The 22,561-nt window shown below is 64.2% G+C and carries 17 protein-coding genes and 1 pseudogene; 6 read left to right on the top strand and 12 right to left on the bottom strand.

Annotation, left to right across the window (positions count from 1 at the left end; translation table 11 throughout):
- Window positions 1-14: 14 nt before the first annotated feature.
- The gene (locus ABU113_RS10615) at window positions 15-1,247 is read left to right on the top strand and encodes a cytochrome P450 (protein ID WP_454559489.1); all 1,233 of its coding nucleotides are present in this window, start codon (window positions 15-17) and stop codon (window positions 1,245-1,247) included.
- Window positions 1,248-1,437: 190 nt separating this feature from the next.
- Here ABU113_RS10615 and ABU113_RS10610 read toward each other — a convergent pair whose 3' ends face one another.
- From ABU113_RS10610 to ABU113_RS10595, 4 genes are all read right to left on the bottom strand, one after another.
- A complete protein-coding gene (locus tag ABU113_RS10610; RefSeq protein WP_454559488.1) occupies window positions 1,438-2,871 on the bottom strand; it encodes an MFS transporter in 1,434 nt (477 codons plus the stop codon).
- Window positions 2,835-4,343, bottom strand: a complete 1,509-nt coding sequence (locus tag ABU113_RS10605) for an RICIN domain-containing protein (RefSeq protein ID WP_454559487.1) — start codon at window positions 4,341-4,343, stop codon at window positions 2,835-2,837. Before ABU113_RS10605 ends, ABU113_RS10610 begins: the two co-directional genes overlap by 37 nt.
- Before the next feature lie 19 nt (window positions 4,344-4,362).
- Window positions 4,363-5,445, bottom strand: coding sequence for a glycerophosphodiester phosphodiesterase family protein (locus ABU113_RS10600; protein ID WP_454559486.1), 1,083 nt, complete (start codon window positions 5,443-5,445; stop codon window positions 4,363-4,365).
- A 67-nt stretch (window positions 5,446-5,512) separates the two neighbouring features.
- The gene (locus ABU113_RS10595) at window positions 5,513-7,987 is read right to left on the bottom strand and encodes a TonB-dependent receptor (protein WP_454559485.1); all 2,475 of its coding nucleotides are present in this window, start codon (window positions 7,985-7,987) and stop codon (window positions 5,513-5,515) included.
- Between the two features lie 299 nt (window positions 7,988-8,286).
- Here ABU113_RS10595 and ABU113_RS10590 point away from each other — a divergent pair, with 299 nt between their 5' ends.
- Window positions 8,287-9,402 (top strand): ROK family transcriptional regulator, encoded by a 1,116-nt coding sequence (locus ABU113_RS10590; RefSeq protein ID WP_454559484.1) that lies wholly within the window; start codon window positions 8,287-8,289, stop codon window positions 9,400-9,402.
- On the opposite strand, the gene ABU113_RS10585 is transcribed toward ABU113_RS10590, so the two are convergent.
- Complete coding sequence (locus tag ABU113_RS10585; protein ID WP_454559483.1) at window positions 9,399-10,559, bottom strand: Ca2+-dependent phosphoinositide-specific phospholipase C; 1,161 nt, start codon at window positions 10,557-10,559, stop codon at window positions 9,399-9,401. The genes ABU113_RS10590 and ABU113_RS10585 overlap by 4 nt on opposite strands.
- 230 nt (window positions 10,560-10,789) lie before the next feature.
- Between ABU113_RS10585 and ABU113_RS10580 the strand changes: the two are divergent.
- From ABU113_RS10580 to ABU113_RS10565, 4 genes and pseudogenes are all read left to right on the top strand, one after another.
- Window positions 10,790-10,953, top strand: a pseudogene (locus tag ABU113_RS10580) (IS3 family transposase); the annotation flags it as partial.
- A gap of 155 nt (window positions 10,954-11,108) precedes the next feature.
- Window positions 11,109-13,196: a TonB-dependent siderophore receptor gene (locus tag ABU113_RS10575; RefSeq protein WP_454559482.1), complete on the top strand. Its 2,088-nt coding sequence runs from the start codon at window positions 11,109-11,111 to the stop codon at window positions 13,194-13,196.
- Window positions 13,197-13,213: 17 nt separating this feature from the next.
- On the top strand, window positions 13,214-13,771 hold the full coding sequence (locus ABU113_RS10570) for a hypothetical protein (RefSeq protein WP_454559481.1): 558 nt from the start codon (window positions 13,214-13,216) through the stop codon (window positions 13,769-13,771).
- Window positions 13,768-15,078, top strand: a complete 1,311-nt coding sequence (locus ABU113_RS10565; RefSeq protein WP_454559480.1) for a PepSY-associated TM helix domain-containing protein — start codon at window positions 13,768-13,770, stop codon at window positions 15,076-15,078. Before ABU113_RS10570 ends, ABU113_RS10565 begins: the two co-directional genes overlap by 4 nt.
- 31 nt (window positions 15,079-15,109) lie before the next feature.
- On the opposite strand, the gene ABU113_RS10560 is transcribed toward ABU113_RS10565, so the two are convergent.
- The 7 genes from ABU113_RS10560 to ABU113_RS10530 form a co-directional block, all read right to left on the bottom strand.
- Window positions 15,110-15,415 (bottom strand): integrase core domain-containing protein, encoded by a 306-nt coding sequence (locus ABU113_RS10560; protein WP_454559479.1) that lies wholly within the window; start codon window positions 15,413-15,415, stop codon window positions 15,110-15,112.
- 143 nt (window positions 15,416-15,558) lie between these two features.
- Window positions 15,559-16,338, bottom strand: a complete 780-nt coding sequence (gene map, locus ABU113_RS10555; RefSeq protein WP_454559478.1) for a type I methionyl aminopeptidase — start codon at window positions 16,336-16,338, stop codon at window positions 15,559-15,561.
- Window position 16,339: 1 nt separating this feature from the next.
- A complete protein-coding gene (locus ABU113_RS10550; protein WP_454559477.1) occupies window positions 16,340-16,546 on the bottom strand; it encodes a ParD-like family protein in 207 nt (68 codons plus the stop codon).
- Between the two features lie 506 nt (window positions 16,547-17,052).
- Entirely contained in the window at window positions 17,053-17,358 is a 306-nt protein-coding gene (locus tag ABU113_RS10545; RefSeq protein ID WP_454559476.1) for a DUF2149 domain-containing protein, read from the bottom strand.
- Window positions 17,358-17,837 carry a MotA/TolQ/ExbB proton channel family protein gene (locus ABU113_RS10540; protein ID WP_454559475.1) on the bottom strand — a complete coding sequence of 160 codons (480 nt, stop codon included), beginning with the start codon at window positions 17,835-17,837 and terminating at the stop codon, window positions 17,358-17,360. The genes ABU113_RS10545 and ABU113_RS10540 overlap by 1 nt, the downstream gene beginning before the upstream one ends.
- A complete protein-coding gene (cobN, locus tag ABU113_RS10535; RefSeq protein WP_454559474.1) occupies window positions 17,824-21,714 on the bottom strand; it encodes a cobaltochelatase subunit CobN in 3,891 nt (1,296 codons plus the stop codon). The genes ABU113_RS10540 and cobN overlap by 14 nt, the downstream gene beginning before the upstream one ends.
- 3 nt (window positions 21,715-21,717) lie before the next feature.
- Window positions 21,718-22,561 (bottom strand): TonB-dependent receptor domain-containing protein (locus ABU113_RS10530; protein ID WP_454559473.1); only part of this gene is annotated, 844 nt, incomplete at its 5' end.

The raw sequence follows: 22,561 nt of genomic DNA, 5'->3' as shown, positions 1-22,561 counted from the left end.
ACGGGGAGTATTCAATGAACGCGCATGAGCCGATTGCCTCTTTCGATCCGATGGCGCCCGAGCTGATCACGGATCCCTATCCCACCTTTGCCGCGTTGCGGGAGAACGACCCGTTCCACTGGTCCGGTACTGGCTATTGGGTGGTGTCGCGCTACGACCATGTCCGCGAGGTGCTGATGAACCGCAAGGACTTCGGCACCGGTGATTTCGAACGGAACCTGTCAGCCTTCTACGGCCCGGGCTTCCGACTCACCGATCACCCGGCCTATCGCTGGCTGTCGGAGGTCTTCATCTCCCAGGATCCGCCGCAACATACCCGTATTCGGGGCCTGGTGACCGGCGCGCTCAGTGCCAGGCGTGTCCGGGCGATGGAGCCGCGCGTCCGGGCCATCTGCCAGGAACTCACGGCGGCATTCGTGGCCGACGGCGAGGCGGAACTGATGGCGCAGTTCGCCTACCGGCTGCCGGTCATGGTGATCTGCGATCTGATGGGGATCGACTATCATGATCCGGCGATCGCCGATCTGGTGGCCGGCATTCCCGAGGCCTTCGTGGTGTTCGAGGCGCGCAAGCTCTCGGCGCAGGAGCTGGCGCTGGCCGACCGTCGTATTCTGGAACTGGAGGCGTTTTTCCTGGCCCGGTTCGAGGAACGCCGGCGCTGCCCGCGTGAGGATCTGCTGACATCGCTGGCCAACACGGAGTCGATGCCGGACGGCTTGTCCGTGCACGAGGCCACCACAGTGGCCATCGCGCTGTTCGGTGCGGGCTTCGAGACGACCGCCAACATTATCGGCAATGGCCTCTATCACCTGCATCGGTGCTCCGACCAATGGCAGGCCCTCGTCGCCGATCCGGCCCGGCTGGCGGCCTCGGCCGTTGAGGAGGCGTTGCGCTATGAGAGTTCGCTGGTGGCGACCTACCGGACGGCGCTTCAGGACACCGTGATCGACGGGCAGCCCGTCAAGTCGGGGCAGCGTGTGCTGACCCTGATCGGCGCCGCAAATCGCGATGGCCGCAAGTTCGCCGATCCGGACGCATTCGATATCCGTCGCGGAGCGGCTGACCATCTGTCGTTCGGTGGCGGCATCCATTTCTGTGTCGGCGCCGAGCTGGCCCGCATCGAGGGGCGAGTGACGTTCGAGCATCTGGCGACCGTGATCCCGCACATGCAGCTGAACCTGCAGGCCGCGACCTGGCGGGACAATTTCCTGTTCCGGGGGCTGACGCAACTGCCGGCCCGCTGGTAGGCGGCGCACCGTCGTCCGCGAGGCAGGCGCCCGCCCGGACGGATTGAGCGGCTGTCTGCCGTGATGGCCTCGCTGACCGCCAGACCGTCCAAACAGGCGGGATCACCTCATAAGTGCATTCCAACGGGAATTCTGAAACCTGGCATTCGGCATCCGGAAATTTTCCCAGAGCCACGAACTGATACAGACTCTAGGAGTTCGTAGCCTCGTTGATCGGGCCAGAGCCCCGTTCGCGCTCGATGATGAACAAGCCGAAGCCGGCGACCACGCAGCACAGCGCTCCCATGCCTGGCAGGACGGCCATCAGGCAAATCAGTGCCTCGCTGTCGCCGTCACGAAAGGCGACGCCACCCAGCGCGGTGGCGAGCAACAGGCCGCCGGCGGCCAGGGACAGCTTGCTTGTGGCTGCGAACAGCCCGTAACTGAATCCGGCGCGGTGCCGGCCGAGGCGTGCCACTGTTTCGCTGAAGGCTGCCCACTGGACCATGCCGACGCCACCGTTGCCGAGTCCGAACAGGAAGGCCGCGCCCGCCGAGGTGGCGGGGCAGCGGGCACCGGCAGACCAGAAGATCGTCAGCGCCACGACCTGAAGCAAGGCATTGGCCAACATCACCTTGCCGCCAGGTGTTCGCGCGCTCAGACGTAACCAGAGGGGCTGACCGACCACGATGCCCACCGCCATCAGCATGATCACGGCACCGCCCCACCAGGCGGAACGCAGGGCGTAGGCGGCGAAATAAGGCTCCAGTTTCCCGAACGCCGGCGTGAACATCGAGGTCGCGACCATGACCAGCAGAAGCAGCCGGAAGTCGGGAGGCAGTCGCCCGCGGGTGGCGGAGGGCAATGTCGGTGGCGGCACCGGCGGTGCGGCGGCAGGTGTGGCGGGCGGCGGCGGGTGGTGCCACAGACGTGCCAGCAGCCAGGCACTGCCGATGGCGGCCAGCGCGAACAGCGCCGCGAGCCCCAGGAGAAAGGTGACAGCGTCCGGGGCGCCCCGCTGCGCGACCAGGGGGCCGATGGTCGTGGCGACAACCAGCGTCGCGGCACCGCTGAACCAGATGCGGATGGAGGCCAGGCGCAACCGGCCAGGTCTATCCTGCGTCGCCAGCGCCATCAGCGCGTTCTGCGGGATGTCGTAGGTGGCGAAGCCGAGACGGAAGGTGATACTGGTCGCGAGCGCGTAGCCGAAGCGGCAGTGCGCCGGTAGCCAGGCGCCCACGAAGACCGCGATCAGACTGATCGAGCAGATCACTGCGCCGACGAGTTGCAGGCGGCTGGCTGACGCGGCGCTTGCCAGATATCCCGCCAGTCCGCGGCCAATGAGGAGATCGATGGCGGCACTGAGCACGAACCCGCTGGCGATGACAGCCCCCATGTGAGGTGGGGACAGGCCGACGATCTCGGTGAGGAAGTAGGCGAACAGCAGTTCGCTGGTGTACCAGAACAGGCTCTTGCCGAGGTGAGCAAGGCCGTAGACGAGCGTTTCAGCGCGGTTCTCCGCACGTCCCAGGATGGCACACCTCCTGCCGTTCAATGCCTGCTCCCATCGCAGTTCCGTGTGGCGGGGGTGTGAAGCCGCCGGCGGTGTCAGCAGAATGGCGCGATATACCAGGCGGGATGCCATTGCGCTTTTTCCGGCGCGTCGAGCATCGGCTGATAACTGTCACCTTCCTGGCGAACCGTCAGCACCATGCCGCTGCTGGACGACAACAGCCTGAATCCCTGCGCTGTGGAGTCCGTCGGGTAATAGGCGTGCCATATCTGTGCTGGCGCCAGCTGGGGTTCGATGAGCGTCTCGCTGTACAGGCGGCCGCCGCGTTCGGTCAGTACGGTGTTGGTCGCCTCGTTGAAGAGGATGTAGTTACCTGGTCCGAGCTTGCGCAGTGCCTCACGCTTTACCACCGTCCATTGCTGACGCATCGGGTAGGCGGGGCCACAATGTCCGCGCGCGGTCCGTACCGGTTCCCCCGGCATGCCGGCCTCAAGATTGACCTCCGGATCGGCCGTGACCGCCAGTGTATAAGGACGGTCGGCACTGAGGATTTCCGGCGCCGGGGACTCCTTGTTGCCGCAGACGGTGATGGCACGCGCTTCCTGCCGTTCGCTGCCGTTCAGGTGCCTGCCGGTGTTACACGGCGTCAGCGTGTAAGGACTGCGCGGGTTCAGCGAGATGTGGAGGGCTGTCTCGATCCACCCGCGAAGCTCCTGTGGTGTGAGCGCGCGTCTGAAAAGGTGGACCCCGCCAAGGCCGGGCAGCACGGGCGCCGCCAGACGGTCGTTCGAATAGTCCATCGAGCCCAGCAACGCCTTGTTGGCCGGCAGGAAAGTCTTGGGCTGACGGCCATCAGGGTAGGCGGTAATCGGCCAGCCGGTTTCGATGAGGCTGGACTGCATGGTGACCGGACGAGCACCGTCGGGACGATGGACCTGATCGACTCGCAGTTTGCCATCCTTCTGGAATGTCGCGGCGAGCGCCACCCATGCCGGCGTATCCGGCGTTGCCGGTATGGACGGATCCCACAGCGGGAGCCAGTGCGATCGGTCCTGGCCGACGGGACCGCCACGACCGACCAGCAGCTTGTTCCCCTTGATGCCGAACGCCACCATTGTCGCCGCCAGCGGTGCCTTGCCCGCGCGTTGGAAGGCGGCGCTGAACAGCGTGTAGAGTTTGTCCGGGTCGCGCGGGGCATCCGTATAGTAGATCATGACAACCGTAGAGCCGCCGCCGGGGTTTTCGCCCATGGTGCCCAGATCGATATTCAATGGCAGGAAACGGATATCCCGGCTCTTGTCATTCTGGACAAGATAGGCATGGGGCGGGGTCGACGTGGACGCCATGCTGGCATTTTCGGGTAGCGACTGCGTGCGTCGCTGGTTGCCGGCGTCCGAGATGATGAGGCAGCCGCGCCCCTGGGTGTTGCCGCAGGCAGCTTCGTTCCAGACCTGAATGCGAGCCTGAAGGGCGGCCTGGGCTGCCCGCGTGCACGACACAATATCGGTGCATGTCGCCTGTGCGCCGCCGCTGGCGCCGATCAGCGCGGTCAGCAGGAGCAGCCGGCGATAGTGGATGCCGATACGCATGTGGCTGATTACCATGGTGGTCTCCCGACTGTACCTATCGCAGTTGATCGAGATTTCTGAGATGACGTGCCGCCAGATAACTGTGGAGGAACTCGACCGTATCCGCGGTGATCCAGTTCGCGCCGATCTGGAGCTGGTATTCGAAGCTGCCGGAGTAATCCAGGTTTCGGGACGTGTCGTCGGCGTCGGTGTTGCGGCTCATGCAGCACAGCCCGCTGGAGAACGCCACTCCCTCGGGGTAATCATTCCAGCCCGGAAACCCCGGTACGGTTCTGCCGGCCTGCTTCAGGCGTTCGATCCATTTTGCCGCCGTCTTCTGGGTGCTGGATTCCATCACGGCCTCAAAGCCGATGGCGTGGGGGCTGTCGAAATATTGTGCGAGCACGCGATCCCCATTCGGCTCGTCATCCGGATGCATCACCGGCATGAAGTGAAATACATCGTTCGCCGTCAGCGCGAGGTCGTTCGCCAGCACCTCCGGTGAGGGGATTTCCTTTGCCTTGAGCTTGAACACAGTAGCCCGGCGCAGTGGAACACCGGTGGCCTGCTCGATCCGCCTGAGCACTGCCCACGAGGCCTTGAGGGCCTGATACCCCGATACGGACCCGGCCTTCGGGTCGCCGCCAGGCGGGCTCTTGAGGTCGATGATCAGCACCGCACCGCGCAAGCGGGTCGTGTGCTCGCTGGCGTCAGACAGGTATCCCGCAAAAAAGCGGAACATGGCTTCCAGCGATACAAGCTGATGATCCGTGACGATGCCGTGGCGATCGCGCAGGCGGACCGTTTCGAGCGTCGCGTCCCGGTAGGAGGCGAGTGGCCCGTGCGCTTCGGTCAGACGGTCCAGATTGTAATCATGCATCAGCCAGGGCGTGCCGCTGCCGTTGAGCCGGACGTCGATTTCCACCGTCTCGAAACCGGCACGCAGCGCACGCTCGACCGCGTCGATCGTATTCTCCGGCACGTCCTCCCAGAGGCCACGATGTGGCGTGAGCAGCACCAGGTCGGCCGGCGTAGAACGAAGCGCCGCCATGACCTTGTCGACGTCGTAGATTGCCTCGGCATGAACAGGGAACGTCGACAGGAGCAGACAGGTGATGGCGAACAGCGAGCGTCTCATGGGCGTTCCTCGATCTTGGAAGGGAAGGGTCATTGCCCGGGCCGGCATCCACCGGTACTGCGGGCGCTTACATCTTCCACTTGAAGCCAAGCCACCAGGCGCGGCCGTACTGAACCTGCTCATACCAGTTAGGCAGGCCGGTGACCTTGTTGGCGTTAGTGAAACGCTGCTTGTTGTTTGCGAGATTCCAGACCTCTCCGATGATCTCCAGACCATCGATCACGGCAAGACCGACCTTGGCATCGAGCTGCTGATAGTCGTGGACGATGAGATCGGCGGCGCCGTTGATGCTCAGTTCCTGGGTCTGTCGGCTGACGTGGCGCCAGGCCAGGCGTGCCGAGAGTCTTCCATCCTCGTAGAACAGCGTGGCATTGGCCAGGCGTCTGGACATGCCTGGTGGCGCGGTTCGACGGGCAACCGCCCCGGCGGCATCGAGCAGCTCGATGCGGCCGCTGTTGAAGGTGACGTTCGCGCTGACGCCGAGGTGGGCCAGAGGGCCGGGCAGGAAATCCAGCCGGTCCTTCATCAGGCCGAACTCGACGCCGGTGACATGGGCACGGCCAGCGTTGGTGGGCTGCACGAAATAGGAGTCGACATCGTCCCCCAGGTCGTTGGTGAAGGTGTACGGTGTCTGCAGATCGAAAATCTCGTTCCGGATCTCCTTGTGGAAACCGGTGACCGAGATCAGGCTCCTGCCGCCATCGAAGTAATATTCGGCGGCGGCGTCGATGTTGGTCGAGCGGCGCGCCCTGAGGTCGGGGTTGCCGCGCTCGAACACGCCGTTGTCCTTGGGCGGCGTCTCGCCACGCGCGAGGTCGCGGATATCTGGCCGGCCGATGGTGCGGCTGGCACCGAAGCGTAGCAGCAGGCTATCTCCCGGCGTGAAGGTGACGGCAAGGGATGGCAGAAAATCCTCATAGTGGCCTGCTGTGCGGATCATGTCGCCATCGTCGACACGATTGAAGCGATTGAGCGCGCGGGTGTCGGTGGCTTCGTACCGGACACCGCCGACGACATGCAGGCGGTCACTGGTGTAATTGAGCAGGGCGTAGGCGGCCGCGACCCGTTCGCGCACCTGATAGTCGTTGCCGTTGCCGGTGCTTTCCCGCCGGGCGAAGCTGGTTTCGCCCAGCCCCTCGACATAGGCGCTGAGCGCCGCGATGTCACTGAGCACAATCCGCGCGTTGCTGGTGCCCGGGAAGCTATAGTCCTCGGCGGACAGGAATTGCGGCAGGTTGAGGCCGGCGACTGGGTTGCGCCAGCGGAAGTAGCTGGACGTGTAGTCGACCGAGGTTTCCTTCCATTTTCCGCCGAGCTTGAAGCCCAGGCCGCCCGTCTCGGGGGCCTTTCTTTCCCAGTCGGCGCGGACAGTGTGCACGTCTTTCTCCAGCCGTTCCTGGAAGTGACGATAGCCGTTGAAGCTGTAGGAGGACGGGTTGACGAAGGCGTCATAGCTCGCCGGCGCCAGTTCGTAAGTATAGGCGGTACCGTCATAGTCGTAGGTGCCGCCCAGCGGGCCACTATAGAACCAGTCGACACGCGGATCGTCCTGCCAGGACGCGCTTGAGGCGGTCGAACCCTTGACGCTGAAGCTGTCGCGGTCAGTGACGGTGACATCGATGCCCGCCGTTGCGGTCAGCGCGCCATCCACGCCGTAGCGGACGGCGTCGTTGCGCACCGTGGCCTGGGCCCGTGTAAAGGTTCCGGCGGCCGCATCCGAGCGGGCGGCGTAGAGCGCGTGCTTGTTCTTGTCGACCCTGGTTTCCGAATCGAAATAGCTGAGTCCGACGTAGCCCTGGATCTGGTCGCTGGGCCGGAATTCGACCTTGCCGGCGACGCCATAGCTGGTTTCATGCCGCTGGTAGAAATAGCCGCCCACTTCCTGTGGCAGAACGTCGGCTGTCGCGCCACTGGTGTTGAAGGCGTAGGGTTTCAGGTTGTCGCGGTGGACGTCGCGGACATTGGCGTCGAGGACAATGCCGAACTTGCGATCGGGCCCGAAGGCGTGTCCGGCGGACAGGTTGCCCTTGAAAGAGCCCCGGGCGTTGTCAGGGGGCACGTCTTCCTCGTAATAGCCGCCGGAGCCTCCAAGGGAGAGCCAGGATTTTTTCTTATCCAACGCGCTGCGCGTGACCAGGTTGACGGTTCCGGCGATGGCATCACCATCAAGGTCGGGCGTCGCGCTCTTGATGACCTCGACCTTGTCGATGAAGCTCGAAGGCACAGCCTCAAGATTGGCGCCGCGCAGATTCTGGTCCCAGGTGCGGGAGGGCGACGAGGCCTCCAGGCCGTCCATGGTCAGGTTGACGAACTCCTGATTGAGGCCCCGCATGCCGATATACAGTCCAGCGCCTTCGTCCTGGAAAGCGGTGAGGCCCGGCACCCGGCTCATGGCCTCGGCGAGGTTCTGGTCGGGGAGTTCGTTGAGGTCGTTGGCCGCCAGCACGTCGCTGATCGCATTGGCCTCGCGCTTCGCCGCGACGGCGCGACGGTTTGCCAGGCGCTGGGCGGTCACCACGATATCCTCCGCCTGGCTGCTCATGGACTCGCCTTGCGCCCGCGCCGTTGACGGCATCATCGTCTGGGCCATGCAGCAGGCCATCACCCCTGCTGATAATGACCGCGTCATCCGGCGCCGGATCACGCGACGACGCTCAATCTCACCCTGTTCCATAATGGCCCCGCATTTATCCTGAATGGTCGATATGCCCGGCCGCCCGGCCTGGCCATGGGACCTCCTTACGGGGTCAATGTGACATTTTTAATAACATAACGTGATTTAATATTCGCTGGCGCAGTGCGCGACGTTAGCTATTAGAGGAGCGACAGGAAGGACCGCGCATGATCCCAGACGCCGAGCTCAACCCAACCCAGCGCCGGGTGCTGGACCTTGTCTGGCGTCATCAGCCAATTGCACGCGTGGACATCGGGCCGCGCGTGGGCTTGTCGACCATGTCAGTCACCCGCATCATCAAGGAGCTGATGGACATGGGTCTCTTGGCGGAGGGCGTGCTGCGCAACGGCGGGCGAGGCCAACCTTCGCGTCCGCTGACCATCCGGGCCGATGCCGCCTATGCCGCCGGCGTCTATTTCTCAAGGCATGTCGCCCAGGTCGGGCTGATCGATCTGGCAGGGCAGGTCGTGGCGCAGATCGGGCTCGGCGCGGAAGTTGATACGCCACGGGCTCTGGCGCTGGCGACGAGCGAGGCGATCGACGGACTGGTAAAGGTTGCCGGCATCGATCGGTCCCGGCTGGTGGGTGTCGGTTTCGCGCTGCCGGGTGACTTCATTTCCGACCGCAAGCGGCTGAATGCCCACGTGCTGTTTCCCGGCTTTCGCGGTGACGACCTGCAGGCCGAACTGCAGGCGCACGTCAAGGAACGCGTCTATGTCGAGAATGATGCCGCGACGGCGGCGCTGGGCGAACGTCTGCTCGGGATCGGCCAGACCATCAACCACTTCTTCTTCGCCCATATCGGCCACGGCATCGGCGGCGGTCTGGTCATCAACGGGCGTCTGTATCGCGGCGCACGTGGCAACGCAGGTCTGATCGGCGTCCAGTTTCCCAACGACGGGCCGCGGCCCTCGGGCCAGGATCTGCTGGCGACGCTGTGTGCGAGTGGCATCGACATCCATGATTTCTCCGGTCTTGAAGCGCTGCGGCCGCAGACCTGCCCGCCACTCAAGGCCTGGATCAGCCGAGCCGCAGCCCAGCTCCGTCACGGATTGTGGATCACCGCCCGAATCCTCGATCCGGAAGCCGTCATCATCGGCGGGCGGCTGCCACACCATATTCTGCAGGAGATCGTTGCCCGAGTGGACGACGACAGCTTCTGCAACGAAGGGGTGCTACTGCCGCGTCCGCGCGTGTTCGCCTCGTCGCTGGGACCGGCCGCCGGCGTCGTCGGCGCCGCGGCGGTATCGCTGTACCAGCGCTATCTCGCTGTGGACGACTAGTCGCCTGCGGTGCAGTCGCGGTCGGTGCGCACGGGGTTGCAGCGGACGTAAGGGTTGCCGGTTGTGTCGAAACGCGCCTGATAGGGGCCATAACGCGGATCGGGGACGGGGAAATCCGTGGCGATGAACTGGGCGCCGCTGGCGAATGCTCGTTGGGCGCGACGATAGTCAGTGTGCCGCGCCTGCTCGGTATGGGCGTCGGCCCGCGTGTAGACGAGGAAGCCGCTGCGAATCAGGCGCTCGATGTCTCCGGTCTTGGGGGAGGGGCGTATCAGCCACGCCGTCAGTGGATCATGCTCGTCTCTCGCGACGAAGATCAGGGGCGTCTCACCGGCCTCGCCGACAAACGCGGCGTAGGCGTCCTGCCTGGCGACGTCGTCGAGCAGGAGAAACACGATGCGCCCGCGCGATGATGCCAGTGTCGGCCAGCCCACCGTTCGCACGGCGGCGTTGACGCTGGGAAATCGGCCCTGGACATCGCGCGGAAGCAGCAGGTCGTCTTCGTTGAAGACAGTGCGGATCTCGGCATGCAGGCGCCGCCAGGAGTCTTGGTCGAATGGCGTGGACGCGGTGGGCGTGTAACGGCCGCCGATCGCCGGGCGAATGCCTTCCTTCGTTTCGAGCTGAATGAAGATCGGCAGATGGCCGGGATGCGCGCGCGACCAGTCGTGGATTGTCTCCAGGCAGCGGACGAACCGCAGGCAGCGACTGCGGACGTCGATATCGGCGGCATGGAAGACCTTGAAGCCCGGGCGGCTCAGGTCCCCTTCGGGATCGACGGGTGCCGGCGCGTGGGCAGGCGGTGTCCCGGAAAAGACCAGCGCGCCCGGTTGCGCGAAGCGGCCCCCGGCGGGATCGTCGTGGAGGTCGAGTTCGAGCACCCGCACGCCGCGGTCGAGCTGAACGTCGAGCGGGTCGTGCGTATAGGCGAGAGCCCGTGTCAGCCGCTCGGCCGGCCACGATGCGCTTTCGTGGTAGCCGCTCGCGTGCATTGCCGCGAACACCGCACGGTCCGGTTCGATGTGGTAGGCGTTGTGGACGCCGATGAACTGAAGATCATTCAAGCGAACGGCATCGGGGTCATTGCCGGCGGGGGCGGTGGCGATCAGCAGGCTGGCGGCCAATGGCGTAACCAGCGTGCGCAAGGTCTGAATCATGATTGAAAATGTCCTGCGGGGCGGCTGTTAAATCTCGTGTAGTTATTTAATGTGGCAGTTTCAGTACCGACGCAAGCCCTCTCGACATGATCGGGTGTCGGTGCGGGTCGCTGTCGTGGACGTCGGTGGCAATGGTCGCGGCGTGCGCCGTCATGACGACGACACCACCGTCCGGGCGGGGTGTGACGTTCCGCCCTGCTCACGCAAACCTGGTTGGCGGCGAGCGCGTCGCCGCCGTCATGGCGATCTGGCCGCCTCGCGAGCCGGATGCGTCGCCTGACCACTCGGACCAAGTCCGTCAGTATGTCAGCGAGCAGTTCCACCGGCTCATGGCCGACATTGGCGTCACCTGCTCCCTGGGCAGGCGGGCAGCGTCCCGGGCAATGCTGCGATGGGGGACGGCGAATTGCCTGAATGAATGGACCGGAGACGCGTGGTCTGCGCCGGCATCGCCAGTCAAGAAAGAGTTTGCAAATGAGAGTGCGTCGCATTAGTTGTTCTGCCCGCGCGCCGTCCGTTGCAGGGCCGCGTGGCTAAGGGGAGTTGACCATGAAGAACCTGAAGCGGGTCCTGCTTGCGGGAAGTGTGATCTGGCCTTTACCCGTGCAGGCGGAAGATGCGGACGTCGCGATGACCCAGCGCTCCGAGATCGTGGTCACGGCGGCCCGTCAGACCAGCGGCGCGGCGACCAAGACTGACACGCCGGCGATCGAGGCGCCGCAAGCCATCAGTATCGTGACCGACGACCTCTATTTGGCGCAGGGTGCGATCTCGGTGGCCGATACGCTACGCTATCTCGCGGGCGTGCAAGCCAACAGCTATGGACCCGACAGCCGGGTCGATGGCGCTTTCGTGCGGGGCATTGATGTGCTGCAGTTTCGCGACGGCATGCGGGATCTGTTCAGCTACTACGCGAGTATCCGCTCCGATCCCTACAATTTTTCGCAAGTCGAGTTGGTGCGTGGTCCGGCATCGGTGCTGTTCGGATCGGGCTCGATCGGCGGACTGGTCAACATGGTGTCCAAGATGCCTGAATTCGAGGCTTCCGGCGAACTGGCGATCCGCTACGGCTCATTTGATCGCAAGGAGATGCTGGGCGACGTCACGGGGGCACTGGCGGAAGGACTGGCTGGCCGGCTTGTGGTGCGCATGCGTGACGCCGACACCCAGACAGATCATGTTTCCGATGATCGGGTAATGATCGCGCCGTCAATCACCTGGAGGCCGGGCGGTGACACCTCCATCACGCTCATCGGCCTCTATCAGGAAGACGATGGCGGCTCGACGGCGCAGTTCCTGCCGCTTGTCGGTACGCTTTATGACAATCCCAATGGTCAGCTCGATCACGACCAGTTCATCGGCAAGCCAGGCTGGGATCGTTACGATGGTCGGCTGCTGCAAGGCACGGCGATCGTCGATCACCGGTTGGGCGATCAGGTCAGTCTCAGCCTGAAGGCGCGCTACATCGACAGCAACCTGACCTATTTCACGCATTATCCCAACAATTACAGCAATCCGACCAATCCCTTCCTCGACGAGGACCAGCGGATCATCGGCCTCTATGCTGACGGCAGCTACGCTCGCATGAACGTGTTCTCGACCGACAACAACCTGCGGTTCGACTTCAGGACTGGTGACAACATCCGGCACGTTGTGTTGGCCGGCATCGACTACAGCTGGAACCGGGTGCGGAAAACCGGGGGATTTGGCTACGAGGTCATCGATCTCTACGACATCGATTATGACGCGATCTCCGACTGGGGCGGCGGCCTGCCCGACATGTACCCGCTGAGCCACGAGGATACCCGGCAGCGTCAGGTCGGTATCTATGTCCAGGACCAGATCCGGCTGTGGGACCGCGCCTCGGTGGTGGTTGGCGCGCGCCGCGACCATGTCCGTACCCACGCGCAAGGCAGCGCCGTGGAAAAGGCAAGAGCGACCACGTTCCGCGCTGGCGTGATCGCCGAGCTGGTCAAGGGCGTATCGCCCTTCGTCAGCTACACCGAGTCTTTCGATCCGATCTCCGGCACCACCAGCGATGGCAGCCCGTTCAAACCCAAACAGGGTCGCCAGTATGAAGCCGGCATCAAGTTCCATCCCGACGACATGACGCTGGTCACGGTGGCCGGCTACCATATCAGGGAGAGCAATCGCCCGATTGATGACCCGGACAATCCGCTCGGGCAGATCCAGGCTGGATCGCTGACCTCGAAGGGTTTCGAGATCGAGGCCAGTCGCCGCCTCCCGGGCAGCTTCGAGGTCATCGCCGCCTACAGCTACAACAAGGCCGAGATCGACGGCGCAGGGCATCAGCTGGATAACGTACCCAAGCATAACGCATCCGTCTGGGCTACCCGCAATGTCGCGCTGCCCGCTGATCTTGATCTGCGGCTGGGCGCGGGCATACGCTATTCCGCGGCCAATTATTCCTACGGCGCTGCCTACCCCAACGGCGTGAAGACGCCATCCTACACCCTGGTTGATGCACTTGCCGAGCTGACCTGGCGCCAGTGGCAGCTGTCGATCAACGCCACCAACCTGTTCAACAAGAAGTACTATGCCGCCTGCCTGGCGCGCGGCGACTGCTTCAATGGCGCCGATCGCAACGTGTTTGCCACCGTGGCATATCGCTTCTGATGGCCGGGACGCTCGCCATGCTCTGGGCAGGCAGCATTCTGGCGGGCGGCGCCGTGCTCGCGCTGCGCCTGGCCTGGGGGCGGCCGATGCGCACCTGGCCGGTTCTTGCTTGTGCGTGGGCGTTGCTGGCGGCGGGACTGGGCTGTGGCGGCCTCGCGCATGGGGCCTGGGGGTTGGCGGTGGTCTCCCTGGTGACGATGGCCGTGGCCGGGCTGTTGCTGCTGATCGCCGCGACGACCACCGCGGGCAAGACGCGTCGGCCCGCGGAGCGGGGCGGTCACGCACCGCGGCAAGAGCCCCGTCATATCATGCGGCGGATGACCACTTTCCTGCTGGTGGTGCCGCTCGCCTTCGTGGTGGCGTTGCTGGGCGGTCTGGCAGGGCGCGGTCTGGCCGGTCTCGCCGGCTGGCATGAGGCGGATAGCAACACCCTGACCCTGTTCGCGGTGCCATTGTTCTGGGCATTGCTGGCGGTGGCGCTACTAATGACGGGTGTGCGCCAGCGGCAGCTGACGCTGCTCGGCGTGCCCGCCCTGGGCAGTCTGGTGCTCCTGCTGATGGCTCGCCTGCCATGACGGGGGAGCGGGATTCGGTGGAGACGGGTGGGGCGCCTGACAAGCAGCCGCATGTCCGCAAGGCCCTGTCAGCGCATTCGGCGATCGGCCTGCTGGCCGCGGCCTTGCTCTATCTGGTCTGTCTCACGGGCACCCTGACGGTGTTCTACGAGGAATGGCAGCGGTTCGAGCAACCGGACGCTCCGGAGATGTCGTCCATTGCGCCCGACGCCGTGCAGGCGGCGGTGGCAGCTGTACTGGCCAGTGAACGGGGGCAGGCGCGTACCACCCATCTTTATGTTCATCTGCCGGTCGATGCACTGCCGCGCACCACCGTCACCACGGACCATCAGGCGGTGCATGTCGACCGGAACGGACAGGTGGTGGCACCTGAGGAAAACGCCTGGGCGGAGTTTCTCCTCGACTTGCATTACCGGCTGCATCTGCCCTCGACGCTCGGCTTGACAATCGTCGGTGCGCTTGGGGTGATGATCGTGGCGCTGTCAATCTCGGGGGTGCTGGCACATCCTCGCATCTTCCGCGATGCGTTTCGGCTGCGCGCGCGCGACGCCGGCGGCGTCGGGCTGGCCGACTGGCATAACCGGCTGGGAGTATGGACATTGCCCTTCACGCTGGCAATCGCGCTGACAGGGGCGATGATCGGACTGGGCTCGGTAAATGGTTATGGATTGGCAGCGGGATTCTACAAGGGTGATATCGAGGCCGTCTACGCGCCGATCTTCGGCGGCGAGGCGAAGCCGGACCTCCGCCCGGCGGCACTGCCGCATGTGGCGGCGGCGCTGCAAGATATCCAGCAGCGTTTCCCGGATGTGCGACCTATCTATGTGGTGCTGCATGACCCGATGACGGTCGGCCAGCATGTCCAGATCATCGCTGAGCACCCGTTCCGGCTGATCTACGGCGAGACTTATGATTATGACGCGCGCGGTCGTTTTATCGGCACGGCCGGCCTGTCGGACGGCGCGCTCGGGCAGCAGCTCGCGGCGTCCACCTATAATCTGCACTTCGGAAACTATGGTGGCCTGAGCGTCAAGATCGCCTATGCCGTGTTCGGTCTTGCCCTTACCGTCATCACCGCTACCGGCATGTCGATCTGGCTTGGCAAGCGGCGCCGCCGCGGCGTCGACGACTCCCGTCTGCGTGCTGCGTGGAGGGCTGTAGTCTGGGGCGTGCCGTTTGCTCTTGCCATGTGCCTGACTGCCCGGCTGGTGGTCGGAAACGCAGTCGCGCTGCCGGTTCTGTTCTGGGGGATGCTCGGGTTGATCCTGCTGGCGACGGTTGCGCTGCATCGCCGCTGGGAGCCATGAACGGTCGCCACCCCGTGGTCCGAGTTGAGTGTCAGTGCAAGAGCGCCTTCGGTGCCATGATCGATCGCCGGTGGCGCGGTGCGGCGCCGGAGGGCGGCCATGGCTGTGTCGCCGTTCTTGTGGATGGCGGAAGAAAGCTGAGCGAGCCGTGCGATCGGACGGTGTTGTGATGCCGTCTCCAGGCTTCGATCAGACGGCAGGCGTCGGCCAGAGTGTGGAGGATATCGCCGTTGCAGCACTCGTCGCGTATCGAGCCACTGAAGGACTCGCGGCAGCACCTCTCCCGCGGGCGGCCGGCGCCGCCATCCGCCCTGTGCCAGCGTGAGCTCTGCCTCAAGCGACTTGTCGATGATCTCCCTCGGCCTGTGCTTCCGAGCTATTCCATTCCTCAGTCCTGGCCAAGACTGGGATTGTCGATGGAGCACTACAAAGGGGGGCGGATCACGCTTCCTTTCTCAACTGGGGAGGTCCTGCCCTGCTTCATCTGCGCCGCGCCAGCATCGGCACCTCATCACGCCGCAGGGTCAGGACCTCAAATCCATTCTTCGTCACCGCGACGGTGTGCTCGAACTGGGCCGATAATTTTCCATCAGCGGTTACCACTGTCCAGCCGTCGTCGTCCCCAACAGTCCTGTGGGTGCCCTGATTGATCATCGGCTCGATCGTGAACACCATGCCTTCCTGCAAAGGCAGGCCCGTTCCCGGTTTGCCGAAGTGCGGCACCTGCGGCTCCTCATGCATCTCGCGACCAATGCCGTGGCCGCAATAGTCCCGGACAACGGAGTAGCCATGCTTTTTCGCATGGCGTTCGATGGCATGGCCGATGTCGCCCAGGCGTGCGCCCGGTCGCACCCGGCCTATGCCTTGCCACATGGCGTCCTGTGCTACGCGGACCAGCCGCCTGGCGGCGGGAGCAACCGCACCCACCAGATAGGTCTTGCTCGAATCCGAGATGAACCCGTTCTTCTCTAGGGTAATGTCGAGGTTGATGATGTCCCCGTCACGGATCGTCACCCCGTGGTCGGGCACCCCATGGCAAACCACCTGGTTGATCGAGGCGTTCAGCACATAGGCAAAGTCGTACTGCCCCTTGCTTGCCGGTCGCGCGTCGAGATCGACGGTGATGAAGCGTTCCACCAGGTCATTGACGGCCATTGTCGTCACGCCGGCCAACTGCTGCTGATCCAGCATTTCGAAAACCCGGGCCAGCAACTGCCCGGAAATTCGCATCAATGCCAGTTCATCAGGCGTCTTCACCATATCAGGCGGCTGCTACCTCAGGGATATGCACCTGGGCTGCGACCAGCTGTGCCTTGATGATCTCGTTGAACGACAGGGTGGGGTTGGCTTGCGCCAGCATGCCCACCTTCATCCAGAATTCGGCCTGCGCATTGATGGAACGGCACATGACGGTGCTCGCACGGCGGATTTCCTCGTGCAGGTCGTCATCGATCTTGACAATGCCCATGGGCCTACTCACCCTCGAATATATGTAATATATATATTTCGTATATAGAGTTGTCAAATGCCATCACGGCACTGTTCCCGGCCGGCATGGCCGCCGTCTGCGCGCCGTCTGCGCGCCGTCCGCCGCCGACCCTTCGCGGCCGTTCAGTAACGGCAACGCCTGCCACAGTGGCGTTGGGCGCGAAGAGTGGGTCGATGGTCTCCAGGGAGCTGGCCCACAATCCGCGACAGTTTCGAGTGCGCCAACGGCCGTGCCGCTGTGACCGGATGGCTTTGCTTTCAAGGCCGGCACGATGGAGAGACAGTGGCCGCCACGAGTGCCGGAGGGGGGCTGCGCGGGCGGTCCCTGGCGGGGCCTGCGTTGCTCTGCATTTGCCCTGAAGCGCCGTTCCGCGCCGGCAGAGCTGACAGGGCCGGGGCAATCTTCTCAGGGGTGGCAGGGAGACAGACGCCGCCGCAGGGATAAGGGATGCCGGGTCCAGGCAACAGCGCCGGGGCGGCAACGCCTCACTCGGGAACATACACCAGATTGCCGTCCGGTAATCGATAGGTCACGCCGGCCTTCACGCCGCCGCCAGTACCCACCTTGTCGCTGGCGGTGTAGCGTTCGAGGCGTTCCCCGTTCTTGATGGTGATGGTCATGTCCTCCTTGCCAGGGTTCTCCACCACGATCACCTGCTTTGCCTGGAAGGGGTTGAGCGGGTTGCGGGCGATCAGCACCATCAAGACGGCACAGATCACCAGGAAAAGGTCGACCAGGTTGACGACCGAAAGAATAGGATCGTCTGCTTCATCATCTTCAAGAAATCGCATCACGCGCTCTCCTTGCCGGCTGTTTCAAGAGCGAGCAGCTCCTCCAGCAGCCAGCGGCGGCGAATGGTGTAGACGAAAAAGGAGATGGAAGCCGCCACCAGCGCCAGGATGACCGAGGAGAAGGCAATGACGAGGTTTTTGCCGACCGCGGCACCGTCGTTGCTGCCCAGTGCCAGCAGGGCCGGACCCATGGGTATCATCGTCGCAACCAGTCCCAGCATCGGCGCACTGCGGGAAACAATACGCAGCCACTCAAGTCGGCGCATGACGAGCATTTCTAGGTCGTCACTGGCGCAGCCGGTTCGGTTCTGATGAGCGGTCAGGGGGCGATTCGGCCGTCCCGCCAAGCGCGCGAACGCTTCCACAGTGAATCGACCGAGGCTGACCAGCGAGAACGCCAAGGCTGACAGGATCAGCAGAATCACCGGCACAAGAAACAGGCGAGAGGCATCATAAAGCGTTGCTTCAAGCGTGAACATGGAGAGCCTTTTCGAGGTTGGAGGACCGGCGGGCGCGACGTTCGAGCAGGACACCGGCGAGGAAGAGGGCGAGAAGGGTGGCGAGGGCCGGGACTTGGCCGCGCAACGTCATGGACGGCATGGGTGGCGCGAGCTGCTGGCGTAAGAGGATGCGCCCGGTCGGAGGTGTGGGGGCCTGGGCTAGCGGTGGTTGAGGGCGTGGAGCATCGGCTTTAGAGTCGCCATCGACGCGGACGCCCGGCGCGGATGGCGTTAGCCCGAAGCCTTGTGCTGTCAACTGCCGCGCGGCGGCGCGTTCGGCGGCGGCGACGCGCGACTGCAGATGGGCGCGGCGCTGTTCCAATGACTGGCGGGTTGCCGCATCGGGTTGCCAGTAATCGCGCCGGATCGCCTCCAGCATCCGCTCGACGAGTTGCAGCTGGGCGCTGGGGTGCACCCGCTCAAAGAAGCTATTCATTTCCAGCTTGCGATTATCACGCACATAAGTGTCATGCATCGCCTGCCACTGGTCGGCACGCACGCTGGCGGGATCAGCGACCTGCCAGCCCCAAAGATTGTTGACGACTCCGGCGATCGCGTTGGCACCGGCGTAGCCCTCGGCCTGCATTGCTTTGATCCATTGAGGGTTCAGGTAGCGGACGCGCAGTTCATTCGAGAGAAAGGCGCCGGCGGTGGTGACCCGGGACTCGCTGCCACGCATGTCGGTGACAAACAGGTCGGGCGCCTTGCCCGTTATCCGTCGGACCGCGAGCGAGAGCCCGCCCAGGTGTTCGAAGGGGTGATCGGTGGAGACCATGCCGTGGAGGTTGGACGAGCGCACCAGGACGGCCGCATCGACACCCTCCAGTTGCCGGGCGAACAAGGAGGTTGCCTCCAGTGACAGCCCCCAGTTTCGCGCGCCATAGGCGTAACCCATACGCGCGATATAGGGATCGGCGAGGTCGACCTCGTCTCGCCAGTCGGCTGCATCGCTCTTGCCGCCACGGGTCAGCCGGTCCGGCAGCCCCGTGCCATAATCTCCGGGAGCATTGGTGAAGATGCGCAGACGGGAAAGTGTTCGTGCCCGCTCCAGTGTCATGCCATCGTCGGCGAGCTTGGCTTCAAGCGCCCGTGCATGAGCCGCTGGTCCGGTGTCCTCGTCCAGCGCCGCGATCCGATCGATGCCATCGGCGAGCAGGCGCATGAAGGCGTCGAACTGGTCGCGATAGACGCTGGTCGGTTGAACCAGTACGTCGATGCGCGGGCGACCCAGTTCGCTCAGCGGCACGATATCCAGTCGTTCGACGCGGCCACCCCGGCCCCAGACCGGTCGCAGACCGAGTGCGTGCAGCAGCTGGCCTTCACCGATGCCGAGCGTCCGGATTGTCTCGCCGGAGAACAACGAGACGGCGGTCTTGGTCGGCAATGCGCCGTTGTTCTTCTCGGCATAGGCCGCAAGCAGGCGACTGAATGCCCGGCCGCCTTCCTCATAGGCCGCCTGGGCGGGAATCTTCTCGGCCTCGAAGGCATAAAGATTGCGCCCGCTTGGTACCTCGGGATTACGCACGGGATCACCTCCCGGCCCGGCGCGAATGAAGCCCCCGGCCAGGCCGGCCCGCAGCGCCTGCGTCTCACCCGGCGCGGCGAGATTCTGGTCATAGGCGAGAGCCTGCTCGATCTGCGCGCGCAGCGCCGGGTTGGCGATCGCGGTCACGTCGCCGCCCGCGCGCAGATAATGGTGCAAGATGCGATAAGGCACACTGTCGCGGATCGCTGCCGCGTCCTCGGCGAAGGCTTCGACGGGATCTTGAGCCAGCACTTTCAGATATGCCGGGCCGAGTTGTTGCATCACCGTCGTTAGTCGCTCGTCATCCGAGCTTGGTTCTCCGAAGACATGCAGCCCGAGCGGGGTCGAGGTGCGGGCGAGTTGATGAAGATGGTCGTGCAGGGCGGTGTAATAGCCATGGAAATCGCGGGCGACGGCGTCATCGTCCCATCCCATGTCGGCATCGAGATGTGACTCGCGAGCCTGACGGACGATATCCCGTGCGATGCGATCTCGCACCGGGCCCACGTCAAGCTGGGCATAGTCATGGATAAGCGCATGAATATCGCGCAATTCCTCATAGAGACCGGACGGCGCGAAGGCGGGTGTCTGGTGGCTAATGGTGACGGCACGGCCCCGGCGTCGCGCCTGAAGGGCCTCGGCGACTTTGTCCTGGATATAGGGGTAGAAGACCGGGAGATCGCCCAATAGCAGAAAGGGCCAATCGGCCGCCCAGAGGCCGCGGTCCTTGCCGGGTGTCCATTCCTGCGTGCCGTGCGTGCCAAAGTGAATGATAGCGTCAGCCTGTGCGGCCGCTCGAATCCAAAGATAAGTCGCGAGATATCGATGATCCGGCGGGGATGCCTGATCGTGATAGGCTCTGGCGTCATTGCCGCCGCGCGGCGGTTGTGGAAGGATCAGCAACTTGCCGAGCGCCAGACGCGGGATAAGGATCATGTCGCCGTGGACCGCCGGACTGGCTTCGGGTTTGCCCCACCGCGCCTCGACCTCGGCTTGGCGTGAGGACGGCAACTGCGCCAGCCAGGCCTTGTAGGTGGCAAGCGGCAGTCGGGCCGCAAGACCCTGACCGGCCAGTGCTTCCAGCGTTTCAGGGTGATAAAGGCCGCGCAGCAGCGCCTGACCGCCTGCGATCATGGTCTTTTCATCGATCTCCTGCACATCGTAGCCCGACGCTGCCAGATCGCGGCTCAGCTTGGCGAGGGTCTGCGGCAAATTGAGATTCGAGGCCGCCATGTTCTTCTCGCCGGTCGGATAGTTCCAGAAGAACAGTGCCAGATGCTTCTCCCGTGCCGCCTTGTCGCGAAGAGCCACCAGCCGGGCGATCTTCGCCGTCAGCAACTCGACCTGCTCGGGAATCGGGACGACTTCACCATTCTCCACCGCGCCCAGCACGAGGGGGTCGGATATGCCCCAGCCCTCGGGCACGCTCAGCATGACCGGCGCCGACATGCCGGTGATGCCGGACATCGACGCACGCCATTGGTCCGGTGTCGCGGCGCGTTCGGACAGTCCTTGCAGGACGGGTACGTCGAGCTGTTCGAACTCCGTCTTGCGAGCCTCGCCGTCCTGCATGTGGGTGAAGTTGATCAGCACACGGGCGTTGAGCTGGCGCACGACTTTGCTCAGCGCCTGAGGGTCGCGCTCGTCGTACCAGAAGAAGGCCGCCAGCAGGCCATGGGCATCGGCGCTGGCCGCAAGAGCGGTCAGGAGCCGGGTTTGCATGTCTCGAATCTGGCCCTCGGATACCGCGAAGGCTGCCACCGGCCGGTCACCGCGCAATATCGCCCAGGCACGGAATTCCTGCGCTGTCGCGAACGGGCCTGGCGCATCGGGATGATAGAGGCCGGTCGCCGGCAGGCGTTGCGGGAGTGGCAGATCACCGAGGTCCTTACCTGCAAGAGCGCGCGGCAGCGCGGCGACGAAGGCCCGCAGGTTGGGCTCGCCGCCGCCGGCATAATAGCCGATCAGCTGTCGGGCCACCGCAGGGTCAAGGTGACCGAAGCCCGTTGCGCCGCCGCCGACCGCAAGCCAGGGGGTGGCCAGTTGATCGAGTGACCCCAACGCTTTTTCGATCGCCGCGCGATCGGCGGGCCGGGGGCTATCCACGATCAACATGGCGACCCCGTCGAGGGGAATGGCGCTTGCTGGGCTTTCCACACGGCGCCAGTCCAGTTGATAACCGGCGTCAACGGCCCATTGTCCCAGTTGCTCGAACTTGGCCGGGAGCACGAAGTCGGTGCTCACAATGCGCACCAGCGGCGGCTCCGCAGCACGCAAAGGGGGCGTTGCCAGCAGGAACAGGATGAACAGCAGTCCGAGGACTCGCGGCATCAATCAGTAGCTCGCGCCGAGGCCGATGAACAGGACGCGTCCGGGCTCAGCGAAGCTGTAGAGGGCCGAGTCCTCCGCCAGCCGCTTCTTGAAGACATTGTCGATGCCCGCCTTTAGGGTCAGTCGTTCGTTAACGTCACGGCTGACATCCACCGACCACAGCTGATAACCATCAAGACGAACCGGCAGACTGTTCTGGTAGACGGTCTGCTTGCCGATATAGCGGCCACGAACATTGACGTCGCTCCCGGGCATCACCGTCCATGCCAGGGCCCACTTGACGCTGTGATTGGGCCGCTCGGCAAGTTCCTGGTCCGTCGAAAGATTACGGGGGTCAACGTAAGTATAGCTGGCGGACAGAGTCAGGCCATCGACCGGCGCCCACTGGGCACCGATCTCGGTACCGCGAATGCGCGCTTTCTCGACATTGACATAGGCACGGCGCTCGCGGCCGCGGATGCCGCAGTTCTCCACGCAGGTCGTCTGGATCAGCCCTAAGAGATCATTCTGGAACGCTGTGGCTGTCACATGCCAGGTCGTGCCGTAATAGGCGATGCCGGCCTCATAGCTGGTGCTGGTCTCCGGCTTCAGGTCGGGGTTACCGGTGATGATGAAGCGCCCGCCGGCGGCAACGGTGATATACTCCAGAGACAGCTGCTTGAGACTTGGGGCTTTGAAGGCTTCGCCGACACCGCCCCGCAGCACCAGACCCGCCAGGGGTGATCGGCCCCCACGGACGGGTCCAATTTGATTGTTAGTGCAATGATGGTCGTGGCGCCAGCGCGGGCGGCATCGCTGGTTGGGGTTGCAGGGCCGCCCGCGCGAATGCCGGGATGAAGACCTCCGG

It is taken from the genome of Parapedomonas caeni (genome assembly GCF_041060555.1).
Lineage (GTDB): Bacteria > Pseudomonadota > Alphaproteobacteria > Sphingomonadales > Sphingomonadaceae > CAUJIW01.
This window is presented reverse-complemented; position numbering and strand designations above follow the sequence as displayed.